Origin of the sequence: Pseudomonas knackmussii B13 (genome assembly GCF_000689415.1) — a bacterium.
GTDB classification, from domain to species: Bacteria; Pseudomonadota; Gammaproteobacteria; order Pseudomonadales; family Pseudomonadaceae; genus Pseudomonas; species Pseudomonas knackmussii.
Map to the genome: position 1 here is coordinate 1,310,626 of NZ_HG322950.1, position 21,502 is coordinate 1,332,127.

A 21,502-nucleotide genomic window follows, 5' to 3' on the forward strand; every position below is an offset into this window, starting at 1 on the left:
CCGGCGCTGCGGCTTTCCGGTAGAATCGACGCCCTGACAGTTTCAGGGCGTTTTTTCATGCGTATCGGCCACGGCTACGACGTACACCGCTTCGGCGAAGGCGACTTCATCACCCTCGGCGGTGTGCGCATTTCGCACAAATTCGGACTCATCGCGCACTCCGATGGCGACGTGCTGCTGCACGCCCTGGCCGACGCGCTGCTTGGGGCCTGTGCCCTGGGCGACATCGGCCGGCACTTCCCCGATACCGACCCGCGCTTTAAAGGCGCCGACAGCCGCGCATTGCTGCGCCACGTCGTCAGCCTGGTAAAGGGCAAGGGCTACGTGGTCGGCAACGTCGACGCCACTATCGTCGCCCAGGCGCCGAAAATGGCGCCGCATATCGAAGCCATGCGCGCGAATATCGCTGCCGATCTCGAGGTCGAGGTGGATCAGGTAAACGTCAAGGCCACTACCACCGAGAAGCTCGGCTTCACCGGTCGCGAAGAGGGCATCGCCGTGCATGCCGTGGCTTTGCTGGTCCGCCCATGACCGAGCTGGAACTGCTGGGCCCTCGCGCCCATGGCGAACCCTGCGGGCAGGCAGTGCTCAAGGCCGTGGCCGAGGACTTCCAGGTCGACGAGGTGCTGGACATCCCGCTATCCGGTGATGGCGAGCACCTCTGGCTGTGGGTCGAAAAACGCGGGCTGAACACCGAGGAAGCGGCTCGCCGCCTGGCCCGCGCCGCCGGCGTCTCGCAACGGATGATCAGCTACGCCGGGCTCAAGGATCGCCAGGCGCTGACCCGGCAGTGGTTCAGCCTGCACCTGCCGGGCAAGGCCGATCCCGATCTGACCGCCGCCGAAGATGATTCGCTGCGCATCCTCCAGCGCACCCGGCACCAGCGCAAGCTGCAGCGCGGCGCCCATTCGGCCAATGGTTTCTGCCTGCGCCTGACCCAGCTGAGCGCCGACAAGGCAGCGCTGGAAGAGCGCCTGCAGCGCATCGCTCGCGAAGGCGTGCCCAACTACTTCGGCAGCCAGCGCTTTGGTCATGACGGCGGCAACGTCGTCGATGCGCGCAGTTGTGCCGAGCGCGGCATCCTTCCGGAGCAGCGCAATCTGCGCTCGCGAATGCTCTCGGCCGGACGCAGCTTCCTCTTCAATCAGGTGCTTGCCCAACGGGTGGCCGAGGGGGACTGGAATCGCGCCCGAGTCGGCGACCTGCTGGCCTTCACCGACAGCCGTAGCTTCTTCCCGGCAGGCGAGGCGGAATGCGCCGATCCGCGCCTGGCTATTCTGGACCTGCATCCGACGGGGCCGCTCTGGGGCAAGGGCGCGTCGCCTGCTGCCGGCCGGACCGCCGAGCAGGAGAATGCCATCGGCGCTGACGAAATGGCACTTTGCCAATGGCTGGGCGATGCGGACCTGGTGCACGAACGGCGTATCCTGCGCCTCCCCATCCAGAGTCTGGCATGGCATTATCCCGGCCCTGACATTCTGCAACTGGAATTCGTCCTGCCGGCAGGCTGCTTCGCCACCGTCGTCGTGCGCGAGCTGGTCGATCTGATACCGGCGGGGCAGATGGAAAACCCATGCGCATATTGATTGCCAACGACGACGGGGTTAACGCGCCCGGTATCGCCGCGCTTTACGACGCGCTGAGCGAACACGCCGAGTGCGTGGTGGTCGCTCCCGAACAGGATCGTAGCGGCGCCAGCAGTTCGCTGACGCTGGACCGGCCGCTGCACGCGCAGCGCCTGAGCAACGGATTTATCGGTATCGACGGTACGCCGACCGATTGCGTGCACCTGGGCCTGAACGGCTTGCTCGAGACCTTGCCGGACATGGTGGTCTCGGGCATCAACCTGGGCGCCAACCTCGGCGATGACGTGCTCTATTCCGGAACTGTGGCAGCCGCTATCGAAGGGCGCTTCCTGTCGCGGCCGGCTTTCGCCTTCTCGCTGCTCTCGCGGCAGCCGGACAATCTTTACAGCGCGATGCACTACGCGCGCCTGCTGGTGCAGAACCACGAGCAGCTCGACCTGCCGCCGCGTAGCGTGCTCAACGTCAACGTGCCTAACCTGCCGCTGGAGCGCATCCGCGGAGTCCGCCTGACTCGCCTGGGCCACCGCAAGCGCGCTGCCGCGCCGGTCAAGGTGGTCAATCCGCGCGGCAAGGAAGGCTACTGGATTGCCGCTGCCGGCGATGTCGAAGATGGTGGAGAAGGCACTGACTTCCATGCCGTGATGCAGGGGTACGTATCCGTTACTCCTCTGCAGCTGGACCGTACCTTCCATGAGGCGTTCAATGGCCTGCAGGACTGGATCGGAGGGCTCGAGCATGGCCGATGACCTGACGCGCCGCGGAATTGGCATGACCTCGCAGCGGACGCGGGAGCGCCTGATTCAGCGTCTGTACGAGGAAGGGCTGTCCAACGCCCATGTACTCGAAGTCATTCGCCGTACGCCGCGCCATCTGTTCGTCGATGAAGCTCTATCGCACCGGGCCTACGAAGACACCGCGCTGCCGATCGGGCATAACCAGACAATCTCCCAGCCGTTCATGGTGGCGCGGATGACCGAGTTGCTGCTGGCGGCCGGTCCGCTGGACAAGGTGCTGGAGATCGGTACTGGCTCCGGCTACCAGACCGCCGTGCTGGCGCAACTGGTCGAGCGCGTCTTCTCCGTCGAGCGCATCCAGGCGCTGCAGGATCGTGCCAAGGAGCGCCTTGCGGAGCTAAACCTGAGAAATGTTGTCTTTCGCTGGGGGGACGGCTGGGAAGGCTGGCCGGCGCTGGCACCGTACAACGGCATCATAGTTACCGCGGCGGCTGCCGAGGTGCCTCAGGCACTGCTAGACCAACTGGCACCGGGCGGACGCCTGGTCATTCCGGTGGGGAGCGGAGAGGTGCAGCAGCTGATGCTGATAGTGCGAACCGACGACGGCTTCCAGCGCAGCACCCTGGACTCGGTGCGTTTCGTCCCTCTACTCAATGGCCCGCTGGGCTAGTCCAGGATGCGACTGTCGGCCTGAGCCGCAGCGGAGAATACCGGCAGTAGCCGGGCATGTTTGAAATGGATAAGGGGGAAGGGGTGAGCCTGAACGCAGCCCTTGCACAACGGAATTGGATCCAGGGCGCTTGCCGGCTGATGCTGGCGGTCGTCCTCTGCTCCCTGATGGTTGCCTGTTCGTCTACGCGCAGCAGCAGCTCCTCCTCTTCGGTACAGCAGAGCGCCGAACCAACCCGTGCCCCTGTGACCAACGGCCAGTACCAGGTACGCCGTGGCGACACCCTTTATTCGATCGCCTTCCGCTATGGATGGGATTGGAAAGCCCTGGCTGCGCACAACAATATCCCTGCGCCCTATACCATTCGCCCGGGCCAGACGATCCGCTTCGACGGAAAAGCGGCACCTCAGTCGTCTGTCGCTAAAAATACCCCGCCTGTCGCTCCGGTCGTGGTAACCAAGTCCGCAACCAGTGTTCAGCAGCCGCCGAAGAGCGAGACGGCGAAAGCCGCCATTATTCCGCCATCTTCCGCAACTACCGCCACTTCCCCGGCGGTAGGCAAGGGGGCAGAAGGTTGGGTGTGGCCGACCAGCGGTACTCTGATAGGTCGCTTTGCATCAAACGGGAGTTTGAATAAAGGGATTGATATAGCCGGGCAATTGGGCCAGCCTGTCTTGGCTGCGTCGAATGGTACGGTTGTGTACGCCGGTAGTGGTTTGCGGGGCTACGGCGAACTCGTGATCATCAAGCACAGCGATACCTACGTCAGCGCCTACGGCCACAACCGGAGGCTGCTTGTTCGGGAAGGGCAACAAGTCAAAGTCGGGCAGAACATTGCCGAGATGGGCTCCACGGGCACGGACCGGGTGAAGCTGCACTTCGAGATTCGCCGCCAAGGCAAGCCCGTAGACCCTCTGCAGTACTTGCCACCTCGTTGATCGTTGTCGCTCCCTGCGTGGGTGAGCGGGTTCAGGCGTCCCAAGGATATGGAATCGCCTGAACTTGTTGTCGAACTCAGCAAGGGATAACGATATGGCACTCAAGAAAGAAGGGCCGGAGTTTGACTTGGATGACGAGCTGCTGTTGCTGGAGCCCGCCATCTCTTTCGAAGAGTCACTTGCCGAAGAGCAGGTCTCCCTTCAAGTCACTCCCAAAACAACCTCTCTGTCTTCACTGAAGCAGCACAAGCATATCGACTACAGCCGGGCACTGGATGCTACCCAGCTGTATCTCAACGAAATCGGTTTCTCGCCTCTGCTGACGCCCGAAGAAGAAGTCCACTTCGCGCGCCTGGCCCAGAAGGGCGACCCTGCCGGCCGGCGGAGGATGATCGAGAGCAACCTGCGCCTGGTGGTGAAGATCGCCCGACGCTATGTCAATCGGGGGCTATCGCTGCTCGACCTGATCGAAGAAGGCAATCTCGGTCTGATTCGTGCGGTGGAGAAGTTCGACCCGGAGCGCGGCTTCCGCTTCTCTACCTACGCGACCTGGTGGATTCGACAGACCATTGAGCGGGCCATCATGAATCAGACTCGCACCATTCGTTTGCCGATCCATGTGGTCAAGGAGCTCAACGTCTACCTGCGGGCGGCGCGTGAGCTCACCCACAAGCTGGACCATGAACCCTCTCCCGAAGAGATCGCCAATCTTCTCGAGAAGCCGGTGGACGAGGTCAAGCGCATGCTCGGTCTCAACGAGCGTGTCACTTCGGTCGATGTCTCCCTGGGGCCGGATTCGGATAAAACCCTGCTCGATACCCTGACCGATGACCGCCCGACGGATCCCTGCGAACTGCTGCAGGATGATGATCTGAGCGAGAGCATCGACCAGTGGCTGTCCGAGCTGACCGACAAGCAGCGCGAAGTGGTGATCCGCCGCTTTGGTCTACGCGGCCACGAAAGCAGCACCCTCGAGGAAGTGGGGCAGGAGATTGGACTGACGCGCGAACGGGTGCGCCAGATCCAGGTCGAGGCTCTCAAGCGCTTGCGCGAGATCCTCGAGAAGAACGGTCTGTCGAGCGACGCCCTGTTCCAGTAACAGGTGATCAGATGAAAGAGCCCGGAGTGATTCGGGCTTTTTTATGCGCGCGTTGTAAGCCTTTGCTTACACGTGCTGTGAGTAATTGTCGCTTTTGCCTGCCCGAAAAAGGGATGTGCAACGCTGACTCATTCTAAGCTATTGTTTTTAATGGATTTATTAATGTGGTCCGCGGGCGATAGGCTGTGCCCGGTGACATTTCGTCGCCTTGCGACGTATTGGCAGATCATTAATATCACCCCTGCGTACACGGAATGACGCGGGTCGAAAAGGACTTCGGCCAGGACGTCGCGGGATGCGACTCATCAGGATGATGGGGTAGGGAAAAAAAGGGCGGGTTAATCCCGCCCCTTTTTTTTGCCTGCAGAAAAGTACCGCCCAGATACAACAAGGCCCGCTCTTGGCGGGCCTTGCGGGTGCGATCAACGCTCCAGGTGCTTCAGCTTGTCGGCTACACCGTCCCACTCTTCCGCGTCGGCGAGAGGGTCTTTCTTCTCGGTGATGTTTGGCCAGACGTCAGCCAGATCCTTGTTCAGCTCGATGAACTCCTGCATGTTCTCGGGCACTTCGTCCTCCGAGAAGATCGCCTGGGCCGGGCATTCCGGCTCGCAGAGCGCGCAGTCGATGCACTCGTCAGGGTGAATGACGAGGAAGTTCGGGCCTTCGTAGAAGCAGTCGACCGGGCAGACTTCCACGCAGTCGGTGTATTTGCACTTGATGCAGTTGTCGGTGACGACGAAGGTCATTTTCTAATTCTCTCCTCAGGCGGGCGGCACAGCGCGCGCGATTCTAGCAGCTTGTAGGCGCGTCCGTCAGACTCGCATCTTCCATGCATATAACAGATCGAGTGCCTGGCGGGGCGTCAGATCATCGGGTTGGATGCGCGCCAATTCATCGATCAGCGGGTGTGGCAGGCTGGCGAAGAGGTCACTCTGCATGGGCACTGCAGGCTTGCCGAGCTCCTGGCGCGGATGTTCGTGAGGCAGGCTGGTGGTTTCCAGGCGCGCAAGGTGTTCGCGGGCGCGCTGGATCACCATGCCGGGAACGCCTGCCAATTGCGCGACGGCCAGGCCGTAGCTCTGGCTGGCCGGCCCGGGTAGCACATGGTGCAGGAAGACAATCCGCTCATTGTGCTCAGTGGCGTTGAGATGGACGTTGGCGACCACGGGTTCGCTTTCTGGCAGCACCGTCAGTTCGAAGTAGTGAGTGGCGAACAGGGTGAATGCGCGCAGCTTGGCCAGATGCTCCGCTGCCGCCCAGGCCAGCGAAAGACCGTCAAAGGTGCTGGTGCCGCGTCCGACTTCGTCCATCAGCACCAGGCTGCGGTCGGTGGCGTTGTGCAGAATGTTGGCGGTTTCGCTCATTTCCACCATGAAGGTCGAGCGGCCGCCGGCGAGGTCATCGGAAGAGCCGATCCGAGTGAAAATGCGGTCCACCAGCGACAGCTCGCACTTCGCCGCCGGAACGAAACTACCAATGTGCGCGAGGAGCACGATGAGCGCCGTTTGGCGCATATAGGTGGATTTACCACCCATGTTCGGACCGGTAATTACCAACATGCGCGTGTCTTCATCGAGCGTCAGATCGTTGGCCACGAAGGGGGTGTCCAGCACCTGCTCCACCACCGGATGGCGGCCTTGCTCGATGCGAATACCCGACTCCTCGACGAATCGTGGGCGGTTCAGATCAAGATGCAGAGCGCGCTCGGCCAGGTTGGCCAGTACGTCCAGTTCGGCTAGGGCTGCTGCGGTGTCCTGCAGCGGCGCAAGCTGGGCGATCAGCAGTTCGAGCAACTCTTCGTACAGTTGCTTCTCGCGAGCCAGTGCGCGGCTTTGCGCGGAAAGCGCTTTGTCTTCGAAGGCCTTCAGTTCCGGGGTGATAAAGCGCTCTGCACCTTTAAGCGTCTGGCGGCGGATGTAGTCGGCCGGAGCCTGTTCAGCCTGGACCCTTGGCAGTTCGATGTAGTAGCCATGGATGCGGTTGTAGCCCACCTTGAGGTTAGGCAGCCCAGTGCGGGCTTTCTCGCGAATTTCCAGGTCCATCAGGTACTGGCCGGCGTTCTCGCTGAGCGTTTGCAGCTCGTCCAGCTCCGCGTCGTAACCGCGCTTGATTACTCCGCCATCGCGGATGACTGCTGGCGGATTGTCGATGATCGCTCGTGCCAGCAGGTCCGCCAACTCCGGATAGGTGCGGATACTGGAGGCCAGTTCGCCCAGGTGCGGGGCTTCCAGTTCGTTCATGCCATGTTGCAGCGCCGGCAGTGCGGCCAGGGCATCACGCAGGCGCGCAAGGTCGCGGGGACGGGCGTTGCGCAGACCGATACGCGCGAGGATGCGCTCGACATCACCAATTTCCTTCAGCTGTGGCTGAAGGTTCTCGAAGCGGTAGCGCTCGAGCAGGCAAGCGATGGATTCCTGGCGTGCTTCGAGTATCGCGCGGTCGCGTAGAGGGCGATTCAGCCAGCGGGTCAGCAGGCGGCTGCCCATGGCGGTCTGGCAGCGGTCCACCACCGATTGCAGGGTGTTGTCCCGACCGCCGGCGAGGTTGATGTCCAGCTCGAGGTTGCGACGGCTTGCACCGTCCAGCACGACTGTATCGTCCAGGCGCTCATGGCGCAGGCTGCGCAGGTGCGGCAGGGCGGTACGTTGGGTTTCCTTGGCATAACCGAGCAGGCAGCCGGCAGCACCGATGGCCAGGGTGAGATCTTGGCAACCGAAGCCTTTCAGATCCTGGGTGCCGAACTGCTGGCACAGGCTCTTGAACGCCGAGTCGCGATCGAAGTCCCAGGGCGCGCGACGGCGTGCGCCGCGGCGTTTTTCCGCCGGGAGGCCGGTTGGCCAGTCGTCGGGAATCAGCAGTTCCGCCGGGTTGAGGCGTTCGAGCTCGGCCAGCAGCGGTTCCCAGCCACGAATTTCCTGGACGCTGAACCTGCCGCTGGTAATGTCCAGTACGGCGAGGCCGAACAGTCGTTCGTCACCCAGGACGGCACCCAGCAAGTTGTCGCGGCGCTCGTCGAGGAGAGCTTCGTCGCTCACGGTTCCAGGGGTGAGGATGCGCACTACCTGGCGCTCCACCGGACCCTTGCTGGTGGCGGGATCGCCGATCTGCTCGCAGATCACCACCGACTCGCCGAGCTTGACCAGCTTGGCCAGGTAGCCCTCGGCAGAGTGGAAGGGAATTCCGGCCATCGGGATGGCATTGCCCGCCGACTGACCTCGGGCGGTCAGGGTGATGTCGAGCAGCTTGGCGGCCTTCTTGGCGTCCTCGTAGAACAGCTCGTAGAAGTCACCCATGCGATAGAACATCAGTTGGTCCGGATGCTGATTCTTCAGCTTCCAGTACTGTTGCATCATTGGGGTGTGCTGAGAAAGATCGTTCATTCAATCACTTAGGTGAAAACGTCTATTTGACGAACGCTGCCTGTCTAATACTTATCGATCATGCCGACCGTTCGTCGGGTACGATGCGTAGGCTAGAGAGGCTGCGAGCCGTCATGGGAAAAACGCATAGCGTATCGTTTCGAGCGTCCTTTCCCAAGGCAATACGATAGGGTTCGCGTGGCCATAACTGATTGAATCAATGAAGGGCGAAACACAATTGGCTGAGTCATCTGAATCTGCTTCCAGACTTAAATTGGGATGGTTGGTCGCTTGGGGGCTTCCGATGGCAGCCCTAATGATCACGGTCGTATCGACTTCATGGACGCTCTTTTCGTCCCTGGAAGATGCTAATCGCCAAGCAACGAGGCTTCTTCAAGGCTCCGAAAGCAAAGATTCGTTGAAAGTGGACGTCACGTTGCTGAAGGAGGACGTTGATCAGCTTAAGAGGGCGGTTTTCCAGTCTGCGCCGCTTCCAAGCGATCAGCAGTTGGCGCTGAAGATTGACGATTTGAAACAGCAAATGAACTCGCTGGATCAGCGCCTTGGAAAGCTTGAGACTGCCATCATGGCGAGCCCAGCGAAGGCTCTTGAGATACCCCTATTGCAGCGGGATTTAGATAGTGTGAAGGCGAGCCAACTGACCCACCAGGCTGCGATGGCCGCTAGCGTTGACAGAATATATGACCAGAACAAATGGCTGCTTGGCGGCATGGCCGTAAGCATCATTGTCCTTGCCATAACGTCCCTCGCGCGGGGGCGTGAGGCTTCAAATTAGGACTGCTTCGGAATGGCTCGTCGGGAAAGTGCAGGCCCAGTTGCAATATCTATCTCCCGAAGTCGGATGTAGCGGTCGGTCATTCGCGGGTCGCTGTGACCTGCCAGCAACTGCGGATTGTTCCCCTGGTTTTTGGTGTCGGTGATTGCCTTGGCGCGAAGGTCATGCAGGGTGGCGTCTTTAACCCCGGCACGCTCACACGCTTTCTTGAACTGCTGCTTGACCGTCTCGTAAATCACCGGCTTGCAGGTGGTCCGGGTGGTGAACAGGGTGAGGCCCCGTGCTGAGCGGGGCAGGGCTTTGGTTCGTGTGATCACATCGTCGATGTCAGGCGTCATGGCGACAATCAGGCGCTTGCCTGTTTTCTGCTGCTTGAAAGCTATGCCCTCGTCACTGATGTCGGACAGCTTGATGCCGAGCACATCGTTGATGCGTTGGCCGGTCAGGTAGGCCATCTGGTAGATCACGCGCATGTTTTCGGTCGATACCGCGCAGATCGCTAGGAACTCGTCATCGGTGATATAGCGCTCGCGCTTCTTCTCGACGTGCCGTCGGATGCCGATGCATGGGTTGGCGTCGACCCGCTGCCATTCCACCGCATAGCTGAACACGGTGCGCAGGAAGCTGAGCATTCGATTGGCCATGTTCGGCGTGCCGGCTAGCTCGGCCTTGATGGCTGCAACGTGGCGCGGCAAGACCTGGTCAGGATTGAACTGCGCCAGGATTTTCTTCAGTCGCTCGGCCAATGTGGTGTACTGCGTCACCGTGTTGGATGCGAGGTTCGGGCTGATGTGCCGCAGGACTTCGTCGATCAAGTCGGGCATGGCGCCTCCGGACCTCGGCGCAACTTTCTTGGCGTATTCCTTCAGTGCTGCCTCCAGCGTGCTGCCAAGGCGCTCCCACTTGCCCTGATGGACGTAGTAGAAGGCGCCGTGCTTCTGGTAGACCTTTGCAGGCAGGTGTCGATCTTTCTTTCTGGGTCGCATCAGGATGCCCACTGTAGCTGTGGTGCCTGTTCAGTCGCGACGGTACCGCCCAGGCGCTCGAGAACTTTTTCTCGCAGCACCTTAGGTTTCCCGTCCCCTCCAATCATATGTGGGATCTTTTCGGCCCTCAGCCATCGCGCCTGCGCGGATGGCTTCTGCTTGCCTGAAAGCGTCTGCAGTTCGGCCTCTGACAGAAACACCATCGTTTCCCAGGTCTGTGGGGAGTTGGCCCCAGGCCGCGCTGCGGTGCGGTTCGGGTTCTGCTTGGTCTGACGGCTCACAGATGACACCCCCACTCCCAGTACATGAACGCCGGAATCACCGGCACGATGATGCAAAAGCCGATCACGGCGAAGACCAGCGCAATAGCGCTGCCGGCGTAGAGCAGGGCGTTACGCATGGCTATCTCCTTCGATATTGGCCGGCGGGTGCGCGCAGCGGTTCAGTAGATCGATGATTTCGGTGACTGGCACCGGCATGCCGTTTCTCAGGATTGCTGCGCCATCGTCGCAGATGCCCTCGGAATAGAGCGGCCCGCCCGCCTCGGATTTAGGAAGCCGCAGCTGTAGCCCCTTGATCGCCTTGGCCAGCGCGCTACGCGCTCCGGTAACGCATTTGCGGCACTCGGTGATGCGGATGGTGCATTCGGCGCTCATCAGCCAGCCGTCCACGATGTTCAGTGCGGTCGCCAGTTCTTGGGTATTGATGCTCATGCTGCCACCCCCTGGACCCTGACGACGGCCATCGGCATGCTGCGAGCACTATTGATGGCAAGGGGATGGCCATGCTTCCAAACGAATTCACGATCAAGTTGCGCCCGCGCAGCCTGTTGATTGGTGCGTTGCTGTCGCCGTTTGCTGTTGTGCTGGCGATTTGGGTTTTCAGTTGGCCCTGGAGTAGCAGCAATGCGTCCGGTTGGGTCCAGGCGGTTGGTAGCCTCATCGGCTTGGGCATTGCCCTGTGGCTTCCCTGGCGGGAGGGGCGCAGGCGCGAGTCCGATGATTTCAGGAAGAACTTGGGTCTTACTCGACGGCTGTACTACACGGCTCATGAGATCAACGGTCGGTTGGAGTTCATGTTTCCCAGCGGCATCTTCAAGGGCTTCGATGCTCGTAGCGACATTGAGTCGATGAGCAGGGTGCTGGTTAGGCTGAACACCACGTTTGATGATGATCATGATCCGCGTCGAGTGGCCCTTACACACCAATTGCGGCAGAACCTGCCCGCCGTCATCGCTAATCTGGACAAGTTTTCCAGTAAGCAGGGAGATGGAGAGGAGGCGCTGCGGCAGCTTTGGGGGTACTACAAGCGGAATGTCGAGTTGTGCTGGAAGGAGATCGTCAAGCTTGAGCAAGGGTTGCCTGCAAATGAGCGAACGAAAAACATTCACGACCCCGGCTAGCTGAGCTTCACTGACCTGCTTATACCCCTCGACAAGCTGCGCGTGCGGCGCAGTGGGGGAGCGAAGCGATGCAGCATCTTTTGCGCCTCGGCGCACGCGTGTCGTGGGGTATGCGACCCCTGCGTGGACTTGGGGCTTGGGTAGGAATATGCCTGCTGCTGCGCAGCAGAGGCTTTCTATAGCGCCACCCTCGGGCATCGAGGGGCGGCCTGCGAGGCTCAGTGTCAGCAGGCAGCGACGTGCCAGGCCGCCGCCGCGCTTTCGCGCAGCCGGGGCTTTGGTGCTCAGGGTGGCGGGTGCCAGGGCGCAGCCCTGATCTTGTGCCGCTACGCGGCGAGCCGGGATGCGAGGGGTCATGCAGCGGCCCTCCGGTGGGTGGTGGCCAGCAGATCCTGCAGGCGCGTGAAGTAGTGCTGCGACGATTCCTCGGCGCTCCATGGGCGAATGCGCGCCTGCATCGGCTGGGTTCCGGCGAGGCAGACCCAGGCGTCGCCGTGGGCTGGCATCACGTCTCGGCGCTCGGTTGCCAGGGCGATCAGGTCGGCGTCGTGCACGCTGGGCGGCAGCTCGGTGTCGAGGTCGAATCGGGCGCAGATGGCGTGCCAGATCCGCAGCTCGATCTGGCGGTACTCCGGCAGAACCTGCTTGAGCGGGCTGACCAAGTCGCCGACGTACGCCTCGGTCGCGTCATGCAGCAGGGCGGCGAGCTGGTGCTCGACGGGCACCAGGTCCGCGACGATGTAGCAGTGCTGGGCGACGCTGTAGTGGGTCAGGGTGTGGCCGTTGAAGCGGCACTGCCGGCCCAGGCTGTGGGCGATGTCGGCTGGCTCGATCATGTGGGCGGCCGGTTCGAGCAGGTCGAAGCGGCGGCCGGTACGGGTGAGAATCCAGCTCATGCCGAGGCCTCCAAGGTTGCCTGGTGGTTCTGCTCGATATCGGCGGCCTGCTGCATGCCGAGGCGGATGATGTCGCGCACGTGGGCATGTCCTGCGGGGCGGGTGCAGACCATGAAGCGCAGCTCGGCGCACTCGTGGTCGGCATGGACCGTCGCTTCCAGGTCCAGCCATTCGATCAGCAGGGTGTCAGGGTGATCCTGAGGTTCAGTACCGGCACGCTCGGCCAGAGCGGCGGCGTATTCGGCCTGAACTCGTGCGGCGCCTGCGTGGTCGTTGGCGCGCAAGCCTGCCCAGGTGTCGGCCGCCAGGTTCAACTTCGAGGCGATGGCCTGCAGGACGGCGCGGTCCTCCGGCGTCAGCGTGGTAGCGGCGGCCAGGCGGTGTTGCAGGCCGCGCAAGACCTCGGCGTGGTCGTCGGCTTCGATCTCGATGTTGGTGCGCAGGGCCTTCAGCTCGCGGTTACGGCAGTCGAGCAGGCGCTGGGCCTCGTCGCGCTGGGCGATCTTCGTCGCGATCAGCGGGCGCCAGTAGTTGGTGGCAGTGGTGCGACCTTCGCTGTATCCGGTTTCTTTGCCGGCTCGGTGGCCGGACCAGTAGGCGATGCCGGCAACGATGGCGATAAACGCCAGGATGATCGCCGTGGCGATGATCTGCGTGGTGGTGAATTCCATAGTGGTTCTCCTCATGGTTCCGCTGGCTGGTGGTGGCAGCTGCTGCGGTTGTCAGGTGGTTGTCCGTTACTCGTCTTGCTTATTCAGGCGTCGCTCCAGATCCGCGTCGGCCTGGCTTGAGCACTGCTCGATGTGCGCGGCCAGCTGGTGGATCTCGACGAAGCGTTGGGCCTTGGTGCTGCCGTCCAGGGTGGTGACTGGGATGGGCAGTCGTTCGGTGCCGATGACGCGCTCGAAGCGCTCGCTGTTGAGGTTGCGGAAATAGCGTGCGCGGAGGTCTTCCAGGGGGATCAGGACCGTGCCGAAGGTGCGGAACAGTAGTTCCACAGTCGCCTGTCGGGCTTGGACTGGCAGGCGCAGCTGTTGTTGGTCGGGTTGGCTCATGCAGGCTCCTTACGTCGATGGCGGGGAAGGTGTCGGAGCGGGCTACGGTTGGCCTCTCGTGGTTGCTTCAGCTTCACAGGGGGAGTGAGGCCATGCGCAGCAATGGCTTCGCGCAGCTGGGCCAGCACGCCGGCCGCGGTGTGGCCGAAGCCGGTGAAACGGGTGTCGCCAGCCTCAATGGAGGCGAACAGCTCCACGCCGTTCAGGTCGGGGCCGATGCGCAGGTTGGTGCGGTAGGTGAAGCTCTCGCCGAGCTGGCCGGCGAGGAGAGCTGCGGCGCTGGCCAGCTGCATCTGCTCCAGCTGCAGGTCCGTCAGGCCTTCCGGCTTCAGGCCGGCGGCGACGCTGGCAAGGGTCAGGTGACTCTTGATCACCTCGGCGGTGCGCTGGTCTTCGGGCATGCGCAGCAGCGAGATCAGGGTCTCGTCGAGTAGCTTGATGTCTTTCATAGGTCAGCCTGCTTTGTTGCGTTGTGGGTGGTCCCAGGCGATCACCAGCTGGGTGCGGATCAGGTCCTGCCACTCTTCCGGGCATTCCGCGAGGGCGGCGCGGCGCTCCTCCAGCGTCTTGAGCTGGAGGATGGCGGCGACGTATTCCCTCGGTCGGCGTGGAAAGAGCGCCACGCCATCGATCACCAGAAAGGGCTTATGCGACATCGCGGCGATCCGGCGTTGGTGGTGGCAGGTCGCGCTGGATGCCCAGCTTCTCCTCCAGCCAGCGCAGCCCCGCCTGGCGTACACGTGTGCTGCGGCTGTACTGCATGCCGAGCTTGTCGTGCATCCAGCTGCCCTCGTGGATGCTCAGGTAAAGGCGGTCGCGCACTGGGTGAGCGGGCAGGTTCTGGTCGTTCAGCAGCCCCTTCTCGCGCATGAGCGCGATCAGCTTCGGGCGGGTCGTCTTCAGCTGCTTGGCGGTTTCCTGCAGGGTTAGGTCCTTCATCGTTCACCTCACGCCGCCTTCGGGGTGGCGAGTGCCACTAGGTGCTCGATGGACTGCAGCAGGCGCTTGGTCACCTCCTGATGGTCGCCGCGTGCGGTCCAGCAAGCCGTGCGCGGTTTGCGCTCGCCGATGCTGGTGATCACGGTTATTCCCTCGCAGGTGTAGGTGCGATGCACGGCGACGTGGATCGGGTGTTCCAGGCCTACGTCGAGTTGGAGGTGCCCGCCCTTTCGAGTCAGCAGGGCGACGGCTGTCTGCTGGGCGGTGTCCAGGGCCGACTCGGGCTCGGACTGGACGAGCTGCAGGCGCGGCGGTTCCGGCTCGGCCGAGTCAACGCGGCCGTTGGCGATGGCCTCCACGAAGTCGGCGAGGGTGCGCGAGTTGCCGGCGGCGCCGGTAGTCAGCGTGATGCTGTGCTTCTCGCCGCCCATGATGATGGTCACCGCAGTTTCGGCTACTGCGCGCTCCACCTTCATCTTCAGCTGGATCTGGTGGCGGCTGTAGGCCGAACGGCAGGTGTGGTTGAAGGCGCCGCTGAAGTTCAGCTGCTCGGTCATGAGTGCGAGCGATTGGTCGGAGAGGGTGAATACCTGGCTCATGCCGCGTCGCCTCCGAAGGGGGTGGAGGGGGCGGCCTTGGTGCTGTTCAGGCGTGGCTTGCCGGGGATGTAGCGGACGCCCATGGCTTGGGCGGCGCGACGGAGTTCAAAGACTCGGGTAGGAGTGCACGACGGGAGTGCGTGCAGCGTGCTGGTATGCATGATTGCCTCGGCTCTGTGGTGGAGAGACGAGGCAAAACTACAAGTTGTCCTGTAGGGTGGTCAACAGTTTTGTTTGTAGTCTGATTGTGAGGGTTACAACTTCTGAACTCGCCACATGGCTTTTCCGCAGATGTGCCATTCCTCTGACATGCGGATGTAGCGTGGGTCCCAGCCCGGGTTTATAGCCTCCAAGTACCACTCGCCGTCTTCGCACTGGAGGCGCTTGAAGGTGACCCTATTCGAGCCGGTCAGCTTTGCGGCAACGAAGTCCCCGGTCTGCGCCTCAATGGATGGGTCGATCACGACTCGGTCGCCGCTTTCGAAGCTAACCGGGCCGTTCGGGTTCTTCATGCTGATGCCTTCCACGATAAGCACGAACGCACCGGGCCCGACAGGACCTGGTGAATCGATCCATTCTTCTGCATCACCTGGCTGGAAAAGGTCGATAGCTTCGACCCATGAGCCTGCTGCGATTGAGCCAACCACTGGCAACTTTCTCCCTGCCGGACCTACTACTGTGGCCTTTTCGCCGTAGGCGATCACCGTGTCCTTGACCATGTTTGGTCCGGGGTATGACGGGTCGACCGCCTGGGGCGGTATTCCGAGCACGCGTGCTATCGGGGCCAGGTACTTGGAGTGCTTGGTCTTTCCCTTTTCTATCGCGGCATACGACTGCTGAGTGAAAACCTCGCCGCCCAAGAGCTCGCGCACTCCTTTGGCTACCTCAGATTGAGACAGCTTCAGTTCTTCGCGTCTTTTGCGGAATAGGGCGGCGATGACGGCTTGGCGTTCAGTTGGCGTATTCATGCTGACAAAACTACAAACGCCTTTGTTGCTGTTCAAACAAAAATGCCTGTTGCCTGTTAACAGTTTTGTTTGTAGATTGAGTGGCAGCTCCATTCGAGGAAACCTCCATGTCAACTCGTGAACAGATGAAAGAAACCTTCGAGCGGGCTATCAGCGAGGCCGGCGGTCAGTCTGAGCTGTCGCGAAAGCTCGCAGTCTTTGGGGTCCAGCTTTCCCAGCAGATGATTTCCCATCACCTCCGCAGCAGCGGGCTTTGCCCGGCCGAGGTGGTGCTGAAAGTTGAGGCGCTGACCGGGGTGAGCAGGCATGACCTCCGCCCGGACGTATTCGGCCCAAAGGTCGATGACTCGGCAGCGTTGCTCGCTCAAAAGCTGGCGGCTTGACGCTGGATTCCCGAGAGCACTTCACCACGGTGCTTTAGGGGCGCAGAGAGAGCGACCCTTGTAGATCGCCCTCTCCGCGCTGGCCAAGACACGGATGTCCTGGGTTGCCTGACTCTCCACCACAGATAAGCAGGCTGTTTCGGCAGGGTGCTCGCGGAGCGAGGGCCTTGCCTGGGGTGCGGCGGTCTCTCCATCACAGATCAACCGCTGCAAGTGACCACCTGACGAGTGACCACGCCGCAACTTTATCAACAGGCTTCGGCGCGGTCACTGGCAGACTTTAGGAGTGATTGCCATGGGCCGAGCCCGATTTGGACAGACCGAGCGTGCGCGCCGGACGCTGTTGACCCTCCCGCAAGCGCTGTACCACGCAGCGCACGACTACCCTGGCGGTGCCACCGCCCTGGCTGCCATCGACGGCACCAGCGCCATCACACTCAGCCATAAGCTGAGTCTGACCAACACCACGCACACGCCGAACATCCGCGATCTGGACCTGATCCTGGATGTCACTCGCGACTCCCGCATTGTCGAGGCGATCCTTCAGCCCATCGGCTGGGTGGGCATCGACGTATCCGATCTGCGCGCTACCGATACCCCGAGGTCGCTGCTGGCTGGCATCAGCGAAATGCTCAGCCGCGAGGGCGAGCTGACGCAGCACCTTTCGCAGAGCCTGGATGACGACGTGCTGAGCGACACCGAGCTGGCCGAGTTCGAGGCGCTGACCGAGCGCCTGGTGCAGGCCGTGTTCAAGCTCGGCGCCGCCGTGCGCAAGAAGCACGAGGAGGATCGCGCCCATGGCTGACATCGCCGACATTGCGAACGACCACGTGCTGCAGCAGCAGGAGCAGCGGCTCGCCGCGCGCAAGCCTGCCGTAGTGGAGATCTCCGAAGAGTGCCACCAGTGCGGCGATCCTATCCCGCCGGCCCGCCTGGTTGCCTTGGCTGGGCAGGGCTGCGTGCACTGCATCGAGTGCCAGACCATCCTCGAAGCACAGCGGAGGTGACCATGGTGGACAAGCACACGTTGATGGATGACGTGCTTGCCCAGCTGGTGGATGGAGGCCTTGAACCGGAGACGCCGCTGATCCCCGGGAAGCGCGTCCGGTGTCGTGCGGCAGGCGACAAGGGCAAGGCCAAGACCGGCTTCTACGTCATTTACGAGCACGTCAACGAGGGGCGCACCTTCTATGCCGGGGCCTTCGGGTCCTGGCGCGAGGGTGAGAAGGGCTCCTTCCACAAGCTCAAGCCCGTCGGTGGGCGGATGAGCGAAGACGACCGCAAGGTGATCCGCGCCCGAGTCGAGGCGGCCCAACAGGCCGAACTGGCGAAGCGTGTGCGCCGTCAGGCCTCGGCCTCGCGCCGTGCGCAGGGGATCTGGAAGACCCTGTCCGAGCGTGGGCGCTGCAGCTACCTGGAGCGCAAGCAGGTGGTGGCGGTGGGCCTGCGCTTCGGGCGCAAGCCTGACACCGCGCTCGTCCCGATGGTCACGGTGACCGGCAAGCTGGTCGGCCTGCAGGTGCTGCTCGGCCAGCCGGACGAGGACGGCCTGACCAAGCGCTATTGGCCGCCCGGCCTGGAAAAGCAGGGCGCCTTCCACCTGCTCGGCCCTGAGCCGGGGCCGGGCGAGACGCTGCTGATCTGTGAGGGCTACGCCACCGGCGCAAGCCTGCACATGGCGACCGGGTTGTGCGTGGTGGTGTGCTTCGACGCCGGCAACTTGTTGCCGGTGACCGAGGTCATGCGCGAGCGCTTCCCGGCGCGGCGCTTCGTGTTCTGCGCCGACGACGACTGGAAGACCACCAACCATAAGGGCGAGGCCTGGAACCCGGGCGTGGAGAAGGCCGAGCACGCCGCGCACCTGGTGGGTGGCCGCGTGGTGGTGCCGGTGTTCTCGGGCGAGCGGGGCGAGAAGTGGACCGACTTCAACGACCTGCACGTGAGCGAGGGCCTTGATGCAGTGCGTCGCCAGGTCATGGCGATGGTGAAGCCACCGGCGGACGCTGAATGGATGTTCTTCCTCCAGCGCACCCCGAAGGGCGCCCTGATGTCGCACGTCTACAACGTGACGCTGATCCTGCAGAACGATGAAGAGTGGGCTGGGGTCATCGGTGAGGACACCTTCGCCGCGCGCACGATGAAGCGCAAGGCCGCGCCCTATGGGGGTGGCGTTGGAGAGTGGAGCGATCTGGATGACACGCGCACGGCCAACTGGCTGGCCGAGAAGTACGGGCTGCTGGTGAAGTCCGTGCAGGTACTGGAAGCCGTTTCGGTCGTCGCGCACGACAACCAGTTCCACCCGGTCCAGAACTACCTGAAGGGGCTGAAGTGGGACGGGACGCCGCGCCTTGGTTCCTGGCTGCGGGACTACATGGGCGCGCAGACGCTGTCCGACTGCCCGGAGTACCCCGACATCATGGGCATGCGCTACCTGGTGTCGGCGGTGGCGCGAGTCATGGTGCCGGGCGCCAAGGCGGACTGCGTGCTGATCCTTGAGGGCGACCAGGGCCTGCGCAAGTCTAGCTCGCTGGCCGTGCTGGGCGGCGATTGGTTCATGGACACCCCGATCCCGCTTGGCGACAAGGACGCCTATCAGTCGATTCAGGGCATGTGGATCGTCGAGCTGGCCGAGCTGGACGCGCTGAACAAGGTGGAGAGCACCAAGGCCAAGTCGTTCTTTGGTGCCTCGGTGGACATCTTCCGGCCCAGCTATGGGCGGAGAACTATCCGCCTGCCACGCCAGTGTGTTTTCGCGGGTACGACTAACCAGGACGAGTATTTGCGCGACCCGACCGGCAACCGCCGGTACTGGCCGATCCTCTGCACGCGGGTGGATCTGGCTGGCCTGCGCGAGGTGCGCGATCAGCTCTGGGCGGAGGCCTACGCGCTGTATCAGGACGGCGAGCCCTGGTGGCCGCAGGACGGCGAGAAAGCGATGTTCGAGGCCGAGCAGGACGCGCGCTTCACCGGCGACGCCTGGGAGCCGCGCATTGTGAAGTACCTGGAGGACAACCTATGCGAGAGCATCAGCGGCGACGTGCTGCTGGAGAAGGCGCTGAACATCGAGGCCAGCCACTGGGGTAAGCCGGAGCAGACGCGGATTGGCCAGGTGATGCACCGCCTGGGTTGGAAGCGTCGGCGCATGGCGCCGCTTGGGCGCTACGGTGTGCGGCCCTATGCGTACATCCGCCCGGAGAGCTGGAAGCCCAAGGGGCAGATCCCCTTGGCCGCAAGGGAGCCCGTCCTATGATCAAGTACATCGACGAAGCGCTGGAGCTGTGGGCGGCCGAGCTTCATCCGCCGGAGGGAGTGGAAGCGCTTGGGGGTGGCGGTGGCGGCAGCATGCTTGCTACCCTGATCGCCTGCCGTGGTGAGCTGATTCGCAGCACACGCGGCAGCCGAGTGTTGCTAGATGAGTCGGCCGAGATCGAGCTGATCGTCTTCAAGCTCTTGCCGGTTAGGGAACGCCAGGTCGTGATCGAACGCTACACGAACTACGACAGCCTGGAGCGACAGCGGTGGGAAGCGTGCGGATGCAGTGCCGCGCAGTTCTACCGACGACTCCACCGGGCGCACCTCCTCATCGAGGGGCACCTGATCCAACGGAAGCGCGCCGCATGAGGCGCGCTTTTTGTTTGTGTCCCACCTGCCTCACACGCGCTTTTGACGTGGGGCACGGCAACCCCACGTCATTCCTCGCTGTGTCCCACCTCCCCACTTGTCCACAGGCTCTGCGCGCTAGGCGGGCATGAGGCGCGCATATGTGCGCGCAGCGTGTGTCCGCGCGCTCGCGCGTGCATATATACAAATCTTCCATTTAGGTGGGGTAGGTGGGACACACCTAGAGAGAGTAGGGCTTGAGGGTGACTCACCTATAAAAACTGGTGAGTCAGGTGGGACACAGCGCCGGAGGCGCTGGAAGCCAGATTGAACTATTGCCGGCGGATTGCCGGTGCATTCCTGCTGCATTGCCTATGCATTGCGTATATGGCAGCCGGGGCGCCTTGTTGCCATGCGAAAACAGGGGTACAAAGTCGCTAATTTCACAGAGGTGCGCGAGCAGCGAGCCTCCCCCGAACCCGGCCACTGCGCCGGGTTTTTCGTTTCTGGCGCCGTGGGTTCCCCGCCCAGGTCAGCGGTGCCGCGCCGGCGTCAGCCGGCACCTATCCCCGGTCGGCTGATAGCCGCTCGGTTCTGCCCCTGAGCCGGGGCGCTTTCTTCGAGGTGGCGTGATGCCGAACGAACAGCAGGCCCTGGCTGAGATGCCGGTGTGGGTCCTGATCCTGCTCGCTGCTGCGGGTGGCGTCAGCGGTGAGATGTGGCGCGCGGACAAGGCTGGCCTGACTGGCTGGGTGCTGCTGCGGCGCCTGGCCCTGCGCTCCGGCGCTTCGGTGGTCTGCGGTGTTGCAGTGATGTTCCTGGCCATGGCTATGGGCGCCGCGTTGTTGCTGGCCGCTGCCATCGGCAGCCTGACCGCCGCGGCCGGCGCGGAGGTGGCCGTCGGCCTGTACGAGCGCTGGGCCGCCAAGCGAATCGGGGTGTGCGATGTCCAGCCCGGCGCCGAAGGATAAGCCGCTCAGTTCGACGGCAAAGGGCTACGGCTACCGCTGGAAGTTGGCTAGGGCTGACCACCTGCGGCGCAATCCTCTCTGCGTGTTCTGCCTGCTGGAGCAGCGGCAGACTCGGGCGGTGTTGGTCGATCACAAGATCGCGCACCGCTTGGGTGACGCGATACTGAGCGGTGACCCGGAACGAATTGCGCAGGCGCGCCGGCTCTTCTGGGATCGGAGCAACTGGCAGTCGCTGTGCAAGCTCTGCCACGACTCGACCAAGCAGCGAATGGAGAAGTCCGGGCGCGTGCTCGGCTGCACCGCCGATGGCCGGCCGGTTGACCCCGCTCACCACTGGAACCGGCGCTGCGGGCAGGGGTAGGGGGGGTGAAAAAGATCCATTCCGGCAGACCCTCGAACGACGGGGGGATCGCTTCTTGCGCAGCCGGGAAAAATGGAGGGGGTGGGGGTTCGTTTTATGCCCTGGCCAACCTTCCAATCTCACCCTGTAACCCACGAGTTTCGTGGGTTTCTTCAATTCT

General features: G+C 62.7%; 29 protein-coding genes. 15 read left to right on the top strand and 14 right to left on the bottom strand.

Annotated features, from left to right (window positions below):
- Positions 1 to 57 precede the first annotated feature (57 nt).
- From ispF to rpoS, 6 genes are all read left to right on the top strand, one after another.
- On the top strand, positions 58 to 531 hold the full coding sequence (ispF, locus tag PKB_RS06150) for a 2-C-methyl-D-erythritol 2,4-cyclodiphosphate synthase (protein WP_043249940.1): 474 nt from the start codon (positions 58 to 60) through the stop codon (positions 529 to 531).
- The gene (truD, locus tag PKB_RS06155; RefSeq protein ID WP_043249941.1) at positions 528 to 1,586 is read left to right on the top strand and encodes a tRNA pseudouridine(13) synthase TruD; all 1,059 of its coding nucleotides are present in this window, start codon (positions 528 to 530) and stop codon (positions 1,584 to 1,586) included. The genes ispF and truD overlap by 4 nt, the downstream gene beginning before the upstream one ends.
- Positions 1,574 to 2,332, top strand: coding sequence for a 5'/3'-nucleotidase SurE (gene surE / locus PKB_RS06160; RefSeq protein ID WP_043249942.1), 759 nt, complete (start codon positions 1,574 to 1,576; stop codon positions 2,330 to 2,332). Before truD ends, surE begins: the two co-directional genes overlap by 13 nt.
- A 22-nt stretch (positions 2,333 to 2,354) precedes the next feature.
- Positions 2,355 to 2,990 (top strand): protein-L-isoaspartate(D-aspartate) O-methyltransferase, encoded by a 636-nt coding sequence (locus PKB_RS06165; protein ID WP_156958117.1) that lies wholly within the window; start codon positions 2,355 to 2,357, stop codon positions 2,988 to 2,990.
- Between the two features lie 83 nt (positions 2,991 to 3,073).
- Complete coding sequence (locus PKB_RS06170) at positions 3,074 to 3,928, top strand: peptidoglycan DD-metalloendopeptidase family protein (protein ID WP_408004227.1); 855 nt, start codon at positions 3,074 to 3,076, stop codon at positions 3,926 to 3,928.
- Between the two features lie 94 nt (positions 3,929 to 4,022).
- Complete coding sequence (gene rpoS / locus PKB_RS06175; protein WP_043249944.1) at positions 4,023 to 5,027, top strand: RNA polymerase sigma factor RpoS; 1,005 nt, start codon at positions 4,023 to 4,025, stop codon at positions 5,025 to 5,027.
- Between the two features lie 422 nt (positions 5,028 to 5,449).
- On the opposite strand, the gene fdxA is transcribed toward rpoS, so the two are convergent.
- Both fdxA and mutS read right to left on the bottom strand, forming a co-directional pair.
- Positions 5,450 to 5,773, bottom strand: a complete 324-nt coding sequence (gene fdxA, locus PKB_RS06180) for a ferredoxin FdxA (RefSeq protein WP_043249946.1) — start codon at positions 5,771 to 5,773, stop codon at positions 5,450 to 5,452.
- A gap of 66 nt (positions 5,774 to 5,839) precedes the next feature.
- Positions 5,840 to 8,407 carry a DNA mismatch repair protein MutS gene (gene mutS / locus PKB_RS06185; RefSeq protein ID WP_084166583.1) on the bottom strand — a complete coding sequence of 856 codons (2,568 nt, stop codon included), beginning with the start codon at positions 8,405 to 8,407 and terminating at the stop codon, positions 5,840 to 5,842.
- Positions 8,408 to 8,702: 295 nt separating this feature from the next.
- On the opposite strand from mutS, the gene PKB_RS06190 reads away from it, so the two are divergent.
- On the top strand, positions 8,703 to 9,182 hold the full coding sequence (locus PKB_RS06190; protein ID WP_043249949.1) for a hypothetical protein: 480 nt from the start codon (positions 8,703 to 8,705) through the stop codon (positions 9,180 to 9,182).
- Here PKB_RS06190 and PKB_RS06195 read toward each other — a convergent pair.
- From PKB_RS06195 to PKB_RS06200, 4 genes are all read right to left on the bottom strand, one after another.
- Positions 9,179 to 10,168: a tyrosine-type recombinase/integrase gene (locus PKB_RS06195; protein ID WP_043256993.1), complete on the bottom strand. Its 990-nt coding sequence runs from the start codon at positions 10,166 to 10,168 to the stop codon at positions 9,179 to 9,181. The genes PKB_RS06190 and PKB_RS06195 overlap by 4 nt on opposite strands.
- Positions 10,168 to 10,371, bottom strand: a complete 204-nt coding sequence (locus PKB_RS28985; RefSeq protein ID WP_084166584.1) for a DUF4224 domain-containing protein — start codon at positions 10,369 to 10,371, stop codon at positions 10,168 to 10,170. The genes PKB_RS06195 and PKB_RS28985 overlap by 1 nt, the downstream gene beginning before the upstream one ends.
- 74 nt (positions 10,372 to 10,445) lie before the next feature.
- On the bottom strand, positions 10,446 to 10,568 hold the full coding sequence (locus PKB_RS30290; protein WP_277914514.1) for a hypothetical protein: 123 nt from the start codon (positions 10,566 to 10,568) through the stop codon (positions 10,446 to 10,448).
- Positions 10,561 to 10,881, bottom strand: coding sequence for a hypothetical protein (locus tag PKB_RS06200; RefSeq protein WP_043249950.1), 321 nt, complete (start codon positions 10,879 to 10,881; stop codon positions 10,561 to 10,563). The genes PKB_RS30290 and PKB_RS06200 overlap by 8 nt, the downstream gene beginning before the upstream one ends.
- 71 nt (positions 10,882 to 10,952) lie before the next feature.
- On the opposite strand from PKB_RS06200, the gene PKB_RS06205 reads away from it, so the two are divergent.
- Complete coding sequence (locus tag PKB_RS06205) at positions 10,953 to 11,570, top strand: hypothetical protein (RefSeq protein WP_156957996.1); 618 nt, start codon at positions 10,953 to 10,955, stop codon at positions 11,568 to 11,570.
- 353 nt (positions 11,571 to 11,923) lie between these two features.
- Here PKB_RS06205 and PKB_RS06210 read toward each other — a convergent pair whose 3' ends face one another.
- The 8 genes from PKB_RS06210 to PKB_RS06245 form a co-directional block, all read right to left on the bottom strand.
- Positions 11,924 to 12,466 (bottom strand): HD domain-containing protein, encoded by a 543-nt coding sequence (locus PKB_RS06210; protein WP_043249953.1) that lies wholly within the window; start codon positions 12,464 to 12,466, stop codon positions 11,924 to 11,926.
- Entirely contained in the window at positions 12,463 to 13,137 is a 675-nt protein-coding gene (locus PKB_RS06215) for a hypothetical protein (protein ID WP_043249955.1), read from the bottom strand. The genes PKB_RS06210 and PKB_RS06215 overlap by 4 nt, the downstream gene beginning before the upstream one ends.
- Before the next feature lie 66 nt (positions 13,138 to 13,203).
- Entirely contained in the window at positions 13,204 to 13,521 is a 318-nt protein-coding gene (locus tag PKB_RS06220) for a pyocin activator PrtN family protein (protein ID WP_043249957.1), read from the bottom strand.
- A complete protein-coding gene (locus PKB_RS06225; protein WP_052355194.1) occupies positions 13,518 to 13,970 on the bottom strand; it encodes a hypothetical protein in 453 nt (150 codons plus the stop codon). The genes PKB_RS06220 and PKB_RS06225 overlap by 4 nt, the downstream gene beginning before the upstream one ends.
- Positions 13,971 to 13,973: 3 nt before the next feature.
- Positions 13,974 to 14,177, bottom strand: coding sequence for a hypothetical protein (locus PKB_RS06230; protein ID WP_043249960.1), 204 nt, complete (start codon positions 14,175 to 14,177; stop codon positions 13,974 to 13,976).
- A complete protein-coding gene (locus PKB_RS06235) occupies positions 14,167 to 14,460 on the bottom strand; it encodes a phage antirepressor KilAC domain-containing protein (RefSeq protein WP_043249961.1) in 294 nt (97 codons plus the stop codon). The genes PKB_RS06230 and PKB_RS06235 overlap by 11 nt, the downstream gene beginning before the upstream one ends.
- Positions 14,461 to 14,468: 8 nt before the next feature.
- Positions 14,469 to 15,059: a hypothetical protein gene (locus PKB_RS06240; RefSeq protein ID WP_043249963.1), complete on the bottom strand. Its 591-nt coding sequence runs from the start codon at positions 15,057 to 15,059 to the stop codon at positions 14,469 to 14,471.
- 254 nt (positions 15,060 to 15,313) lie between these two features.
- On the bottom strand, positions 15,314 to 16,120 hold the full coding sequence (locus PKB_RS06245; protein ID WP_197539243.1) for a LexA family protein: 807 nt from the start codon (positions 16,118 to 16,120) through the stop codon (positions 15,314 to 15,316).
- Between the two features lie 14 nt (positions 16,121 to 16,134).
- On the opposite strand from PKB_RS06245, the gene PKB_RS06250 reads away from it, so the two are divergent.
- The 7 genes from PKB_RS06250 (at position 16,135) to PKB_RS06280 (ending at position 21,342) form a co-directional block, all read left to right on the top strand.
- The gene (locus PKB_RS06250; RefSeq protein ID WP_043249966.1) at positions 16,135 to 16,410 is read left to right on the top strand and encodes a transcriptional regulator; all 276 of its coding nucleotides are present in this window, start codon (positions 16,135 to 16,137) and stop codon (positions 16,408 to 16,410) included.
- 295 nt (positions 16,411 to 16,705) lie between these two features.
- Positions 16,706 to 17,215 (top strand): phage regulatory CII family protein, encoded by a 510-nt coding sequence (locus PKB_RS06255; protein ID WP_043249969.1) that lies wholly within the window; start codon positions 16,706 to 16,708, stop codon positions 17,213 to 17,215.
- Positions 17,208 to 17,417: a TraR/DksA C4-type zinc finger protein gene (locus tag PKB_RS06260; RefSeq protein WP_043249972.1), complete on the top strand. Its 210-nt coding sequence runs from the start codon at positions 17,208 to 17,210 to the stop codon at positions 17,415 to 17,417. Before PKB_RS06255 ends, PKB_RS06260 begins: the two co-directional genes overlap by 8 nt.
- Positions 17,418 to 17,437: 20 nt before the next feature.
- Positions 17,438 to 19,660, top strand: coding sequence for a VapE domain-containing protein (locus tag PKB_RS06265; protein WP_043257000.1), 2,223 nt, complete (start codon positions 17,438 to 17,440; stop codon positions 19,658 to 19,660).
- The gene (locus PKB_RS06270; RefSeq protein WP_043249974.1) at positions 19,657 to 20,031 is read left to right on the top strand and encodes a PA0613 family protein; all 375 of its coding nucleotides are present in this window, start codon (positions 19,657 to 19,659) and stop codon (positions 20,029 to 20,031) included. The genes PKB_RS06265 and PKB_RS06270 overlap by 4 nt, the downstream gene beginning before the upstream one ends.
- A 611-nt stretch (positions 20,032 to 20,642) precedes the next feature.
- A complete protein-coding gene (locus tag PKB_RS06275; RefSeq protein ID WP_043249976.1) occupies positions 20,643 to 20,981 on the top strand; it encodes a phage holin family protein in 339 nt (112 codons plus the stop codon).
- The gene (locus PKB_RS06280; RefSeq protein WP_043249979.1) at positions 20,956 to 21,342 is read left to right on the top strand and encodes an HNH endonuclease; all 387 of its coding nucleotides are present in this window, start codon (positions 20,956 to 20,958) and stop codon (positions 21,340 to 21,342) included. Before PKB_RS06275 ends, PKB_RS06280 begins: the two co-directional genes overlap by 26 nt.
- Positions 21,343 to 21,502: the final 160 nt, after the last annotated feature.

What these genes read in the sequence shown, in the direction of transcription:
- ispF (WP_043249940.1), top strand. Translation starts at nt 58, where the DNA reads ATGCGTATCGGCCACGGCTACGACGTACACCGCTTCGGCGAAGGCGAC.
- truD (WP_043249941.1), top strand. Translation starts at nt 528, where the DNA reads ATGACCGAGCTGGAACTGCTGGGCCCTCGCGCCCATGGCGAACCCTGC.
- surE (WP_043249942.1), top strand. Translation starts at nt 1,574, where the DNA reads ATGCGCATATTGATTGCCAACGACGACGGGGTTAACGCGCCCGGTATC.
- PKB_RS06165 (WP_156958117.1), top strand. Translation starts at nt 2,355, where the DNA reads ATGACCTCGCAGCGGACGCGGGAGCGCCTGATTCAGCGTCTGTACGAG.
- rpoS (WP_043249944.1), top strand. Translation starts at nt 4,023, where the DNA reads ATGGCACTCAAGAAAGAAGGGCCGGAGTTTGACTTGGATGACGAGCTG.
- fdxA (WP_043249946.1), bottom strand. Translation starts at nt 5,773, where the DNA reads ATGACCTTCGTCGTCACCGACAACTGCATCAAGTGCAAATACACCGAC.
- mutS (WP_084166583.1), bottom strand. Translation starts at nt 8,407, where the DNA reads ATGAACGATCTTTCTCAGCACACCCCAATGATGCAACAGTACTGGAAG.
- PKB_RS06190 (WP_043249949.1), top strand. Translation starts at nt 8,703, where the DNA reads ATGATCACGGTCGTATCGACTTCATGGACGCTCTTTTCGTCCCTGGAA.
- PKB_RS06195 (WP_043256993.1), bottom strand. Translation starts at nt 10,168, where the DNA reads ATGCGACCCAGAAAGAAAGATCGACACCTGCCTGCAAAGGTCTACCAG.
- PKB_RS28985 (WP_084166584.1), bottom strand. Translation starts at nt 10,371, where the DNA reads ATGGTGTTTCTGTCAGAGGCCGAACTGCAGACGCTTTCAGGCAAGCAG.
- PKB_RS30290 (WP_277914514.1), bottom strand. Translation starts at nt 10,568, where the DNA reads ATGCGTAACGCCCTGCTCTACGCCGGCAGCGCTATTGCGCTGGTCTTC.
- PKB_RS06200 (WP_043249950.1), bottom strand. Translation starts at nt 10,881, where the DNA reads ATGAGCATCAATACCCAAGAACTGGCGACCGCACTGAACATCGTGGAC.
- PKB_RS06205 (WP_156957996.1), top strand. Translation starts at nt 10,953, where the DNA reads ATGCTTCCAAACGAATTCACGATCAAGTTGCGCCCGCGCAGCCTGTTG.
- PKB_RS06210 (WP_043249953.1), bottom strand. Translation starts at nt 12,466, where the DNA reads ATGAGCTGGATTCTCACCCGTACCGGCCGCCGCTTCGACCTGCTCGAA.
- PKB_RS06215 (WP_043249955.1), bottom strand. Translation starts at nt 13,137, where the DNA reads ATGGAATTCACCACCACGCAGATCATCGCCACGGCGATCATCCTGGCG.
- PKB_RS06220 (WP_043249957.1), bottom strand. Translation starts at nt 13,521, where the DNA reads ATGAGCCAACCCGACCAACAACAGCTGCGCCTGCCAGTCCAAGCCCGA.
- PKB_RS06225 (WP_052355194.1), bottom strand. Translation starts at nt 13,970, where the DNA reads ATGAAAGACATCAAGCTACTCGACGAGACCCTGATCTCGCTGCTGCGC.
- PKB_RS06230 (WP_043249960.1), bottom strand. Translation starts at nt 14,177, where the DNA reads ATGTCGCATAAGCCCTTTCTGGTGATCGATGGCGTGGCGCTCTTTCCA.
- PKB_RS06235 (WP_043249961.1), bottom strand. Translation starts at nt 14,460, where the DNA reads ATGAAGGACCTAACCCTGCAGGAAACCGCCAAGCAGCTGAAGACGACC.
- PKB_RS06240 (WP_043249963.1), bottom strand. Translation starts at nt 15,059, where the DNA reads ATGAGCCAGGTATTCACCCTCTCCGACCAATCGCTCGCACTCATGACC.
- PKB_RS06245 (WP_197539243.1), bottom strand. Translation starts at nt 16,120, where the DNA reads ATGGAGCTGCCACTCAATCTACAAACAAAACTGTTAACAGGCAACAGG.
- PKB_RS06250 (WP_043249966.1), top strand. Translation starts at nt 16,135, where the DNA reads ATGTCAACTCGTGAACAGATGAAAGAAACCTTCGAGCGGGCTATCAGC.
- PKB_RS06255 (WP_043249969.1), top strand. Translation starts at nt 16,706, where the DNA reads ATGGGCCGAGCCCGATTTGGACAGACCGAGCGTGCGCGCCGGACGCTG.
- PKB_RS06260 (WP_043249972.1), top strand. Translation starts at nt 17,208, where the DNA reads ATGGCTGACATCGCCGACATTGCGAACGACCACGTGCTGCAGCAGCAG.
- PKB_RS06270 (WP_043249974.1), top strand. Translation starts at nt 19,657, where the DNA reads ATGATCAAGTACATCGACGAAGCGCTGGAGCTGTGGGCGGCCGAGCTT.
- PKB_RS06275 (WP_043249976.1), top strand. Translation starts at nt 20,643, where the DNA reads ATGCCGAACGAACAGCAGGCCCTGGCTGAGATGCCGGTGTGGGTCCTG.
- PKB_RS06280 (WP_043249979.1), top strand. Translation starts at nt 20,956, where the DNA reads ATGTCCAGCCCGGCGCCGAAGGATAAGCCGCTCAGTTCGACGGCAAAG.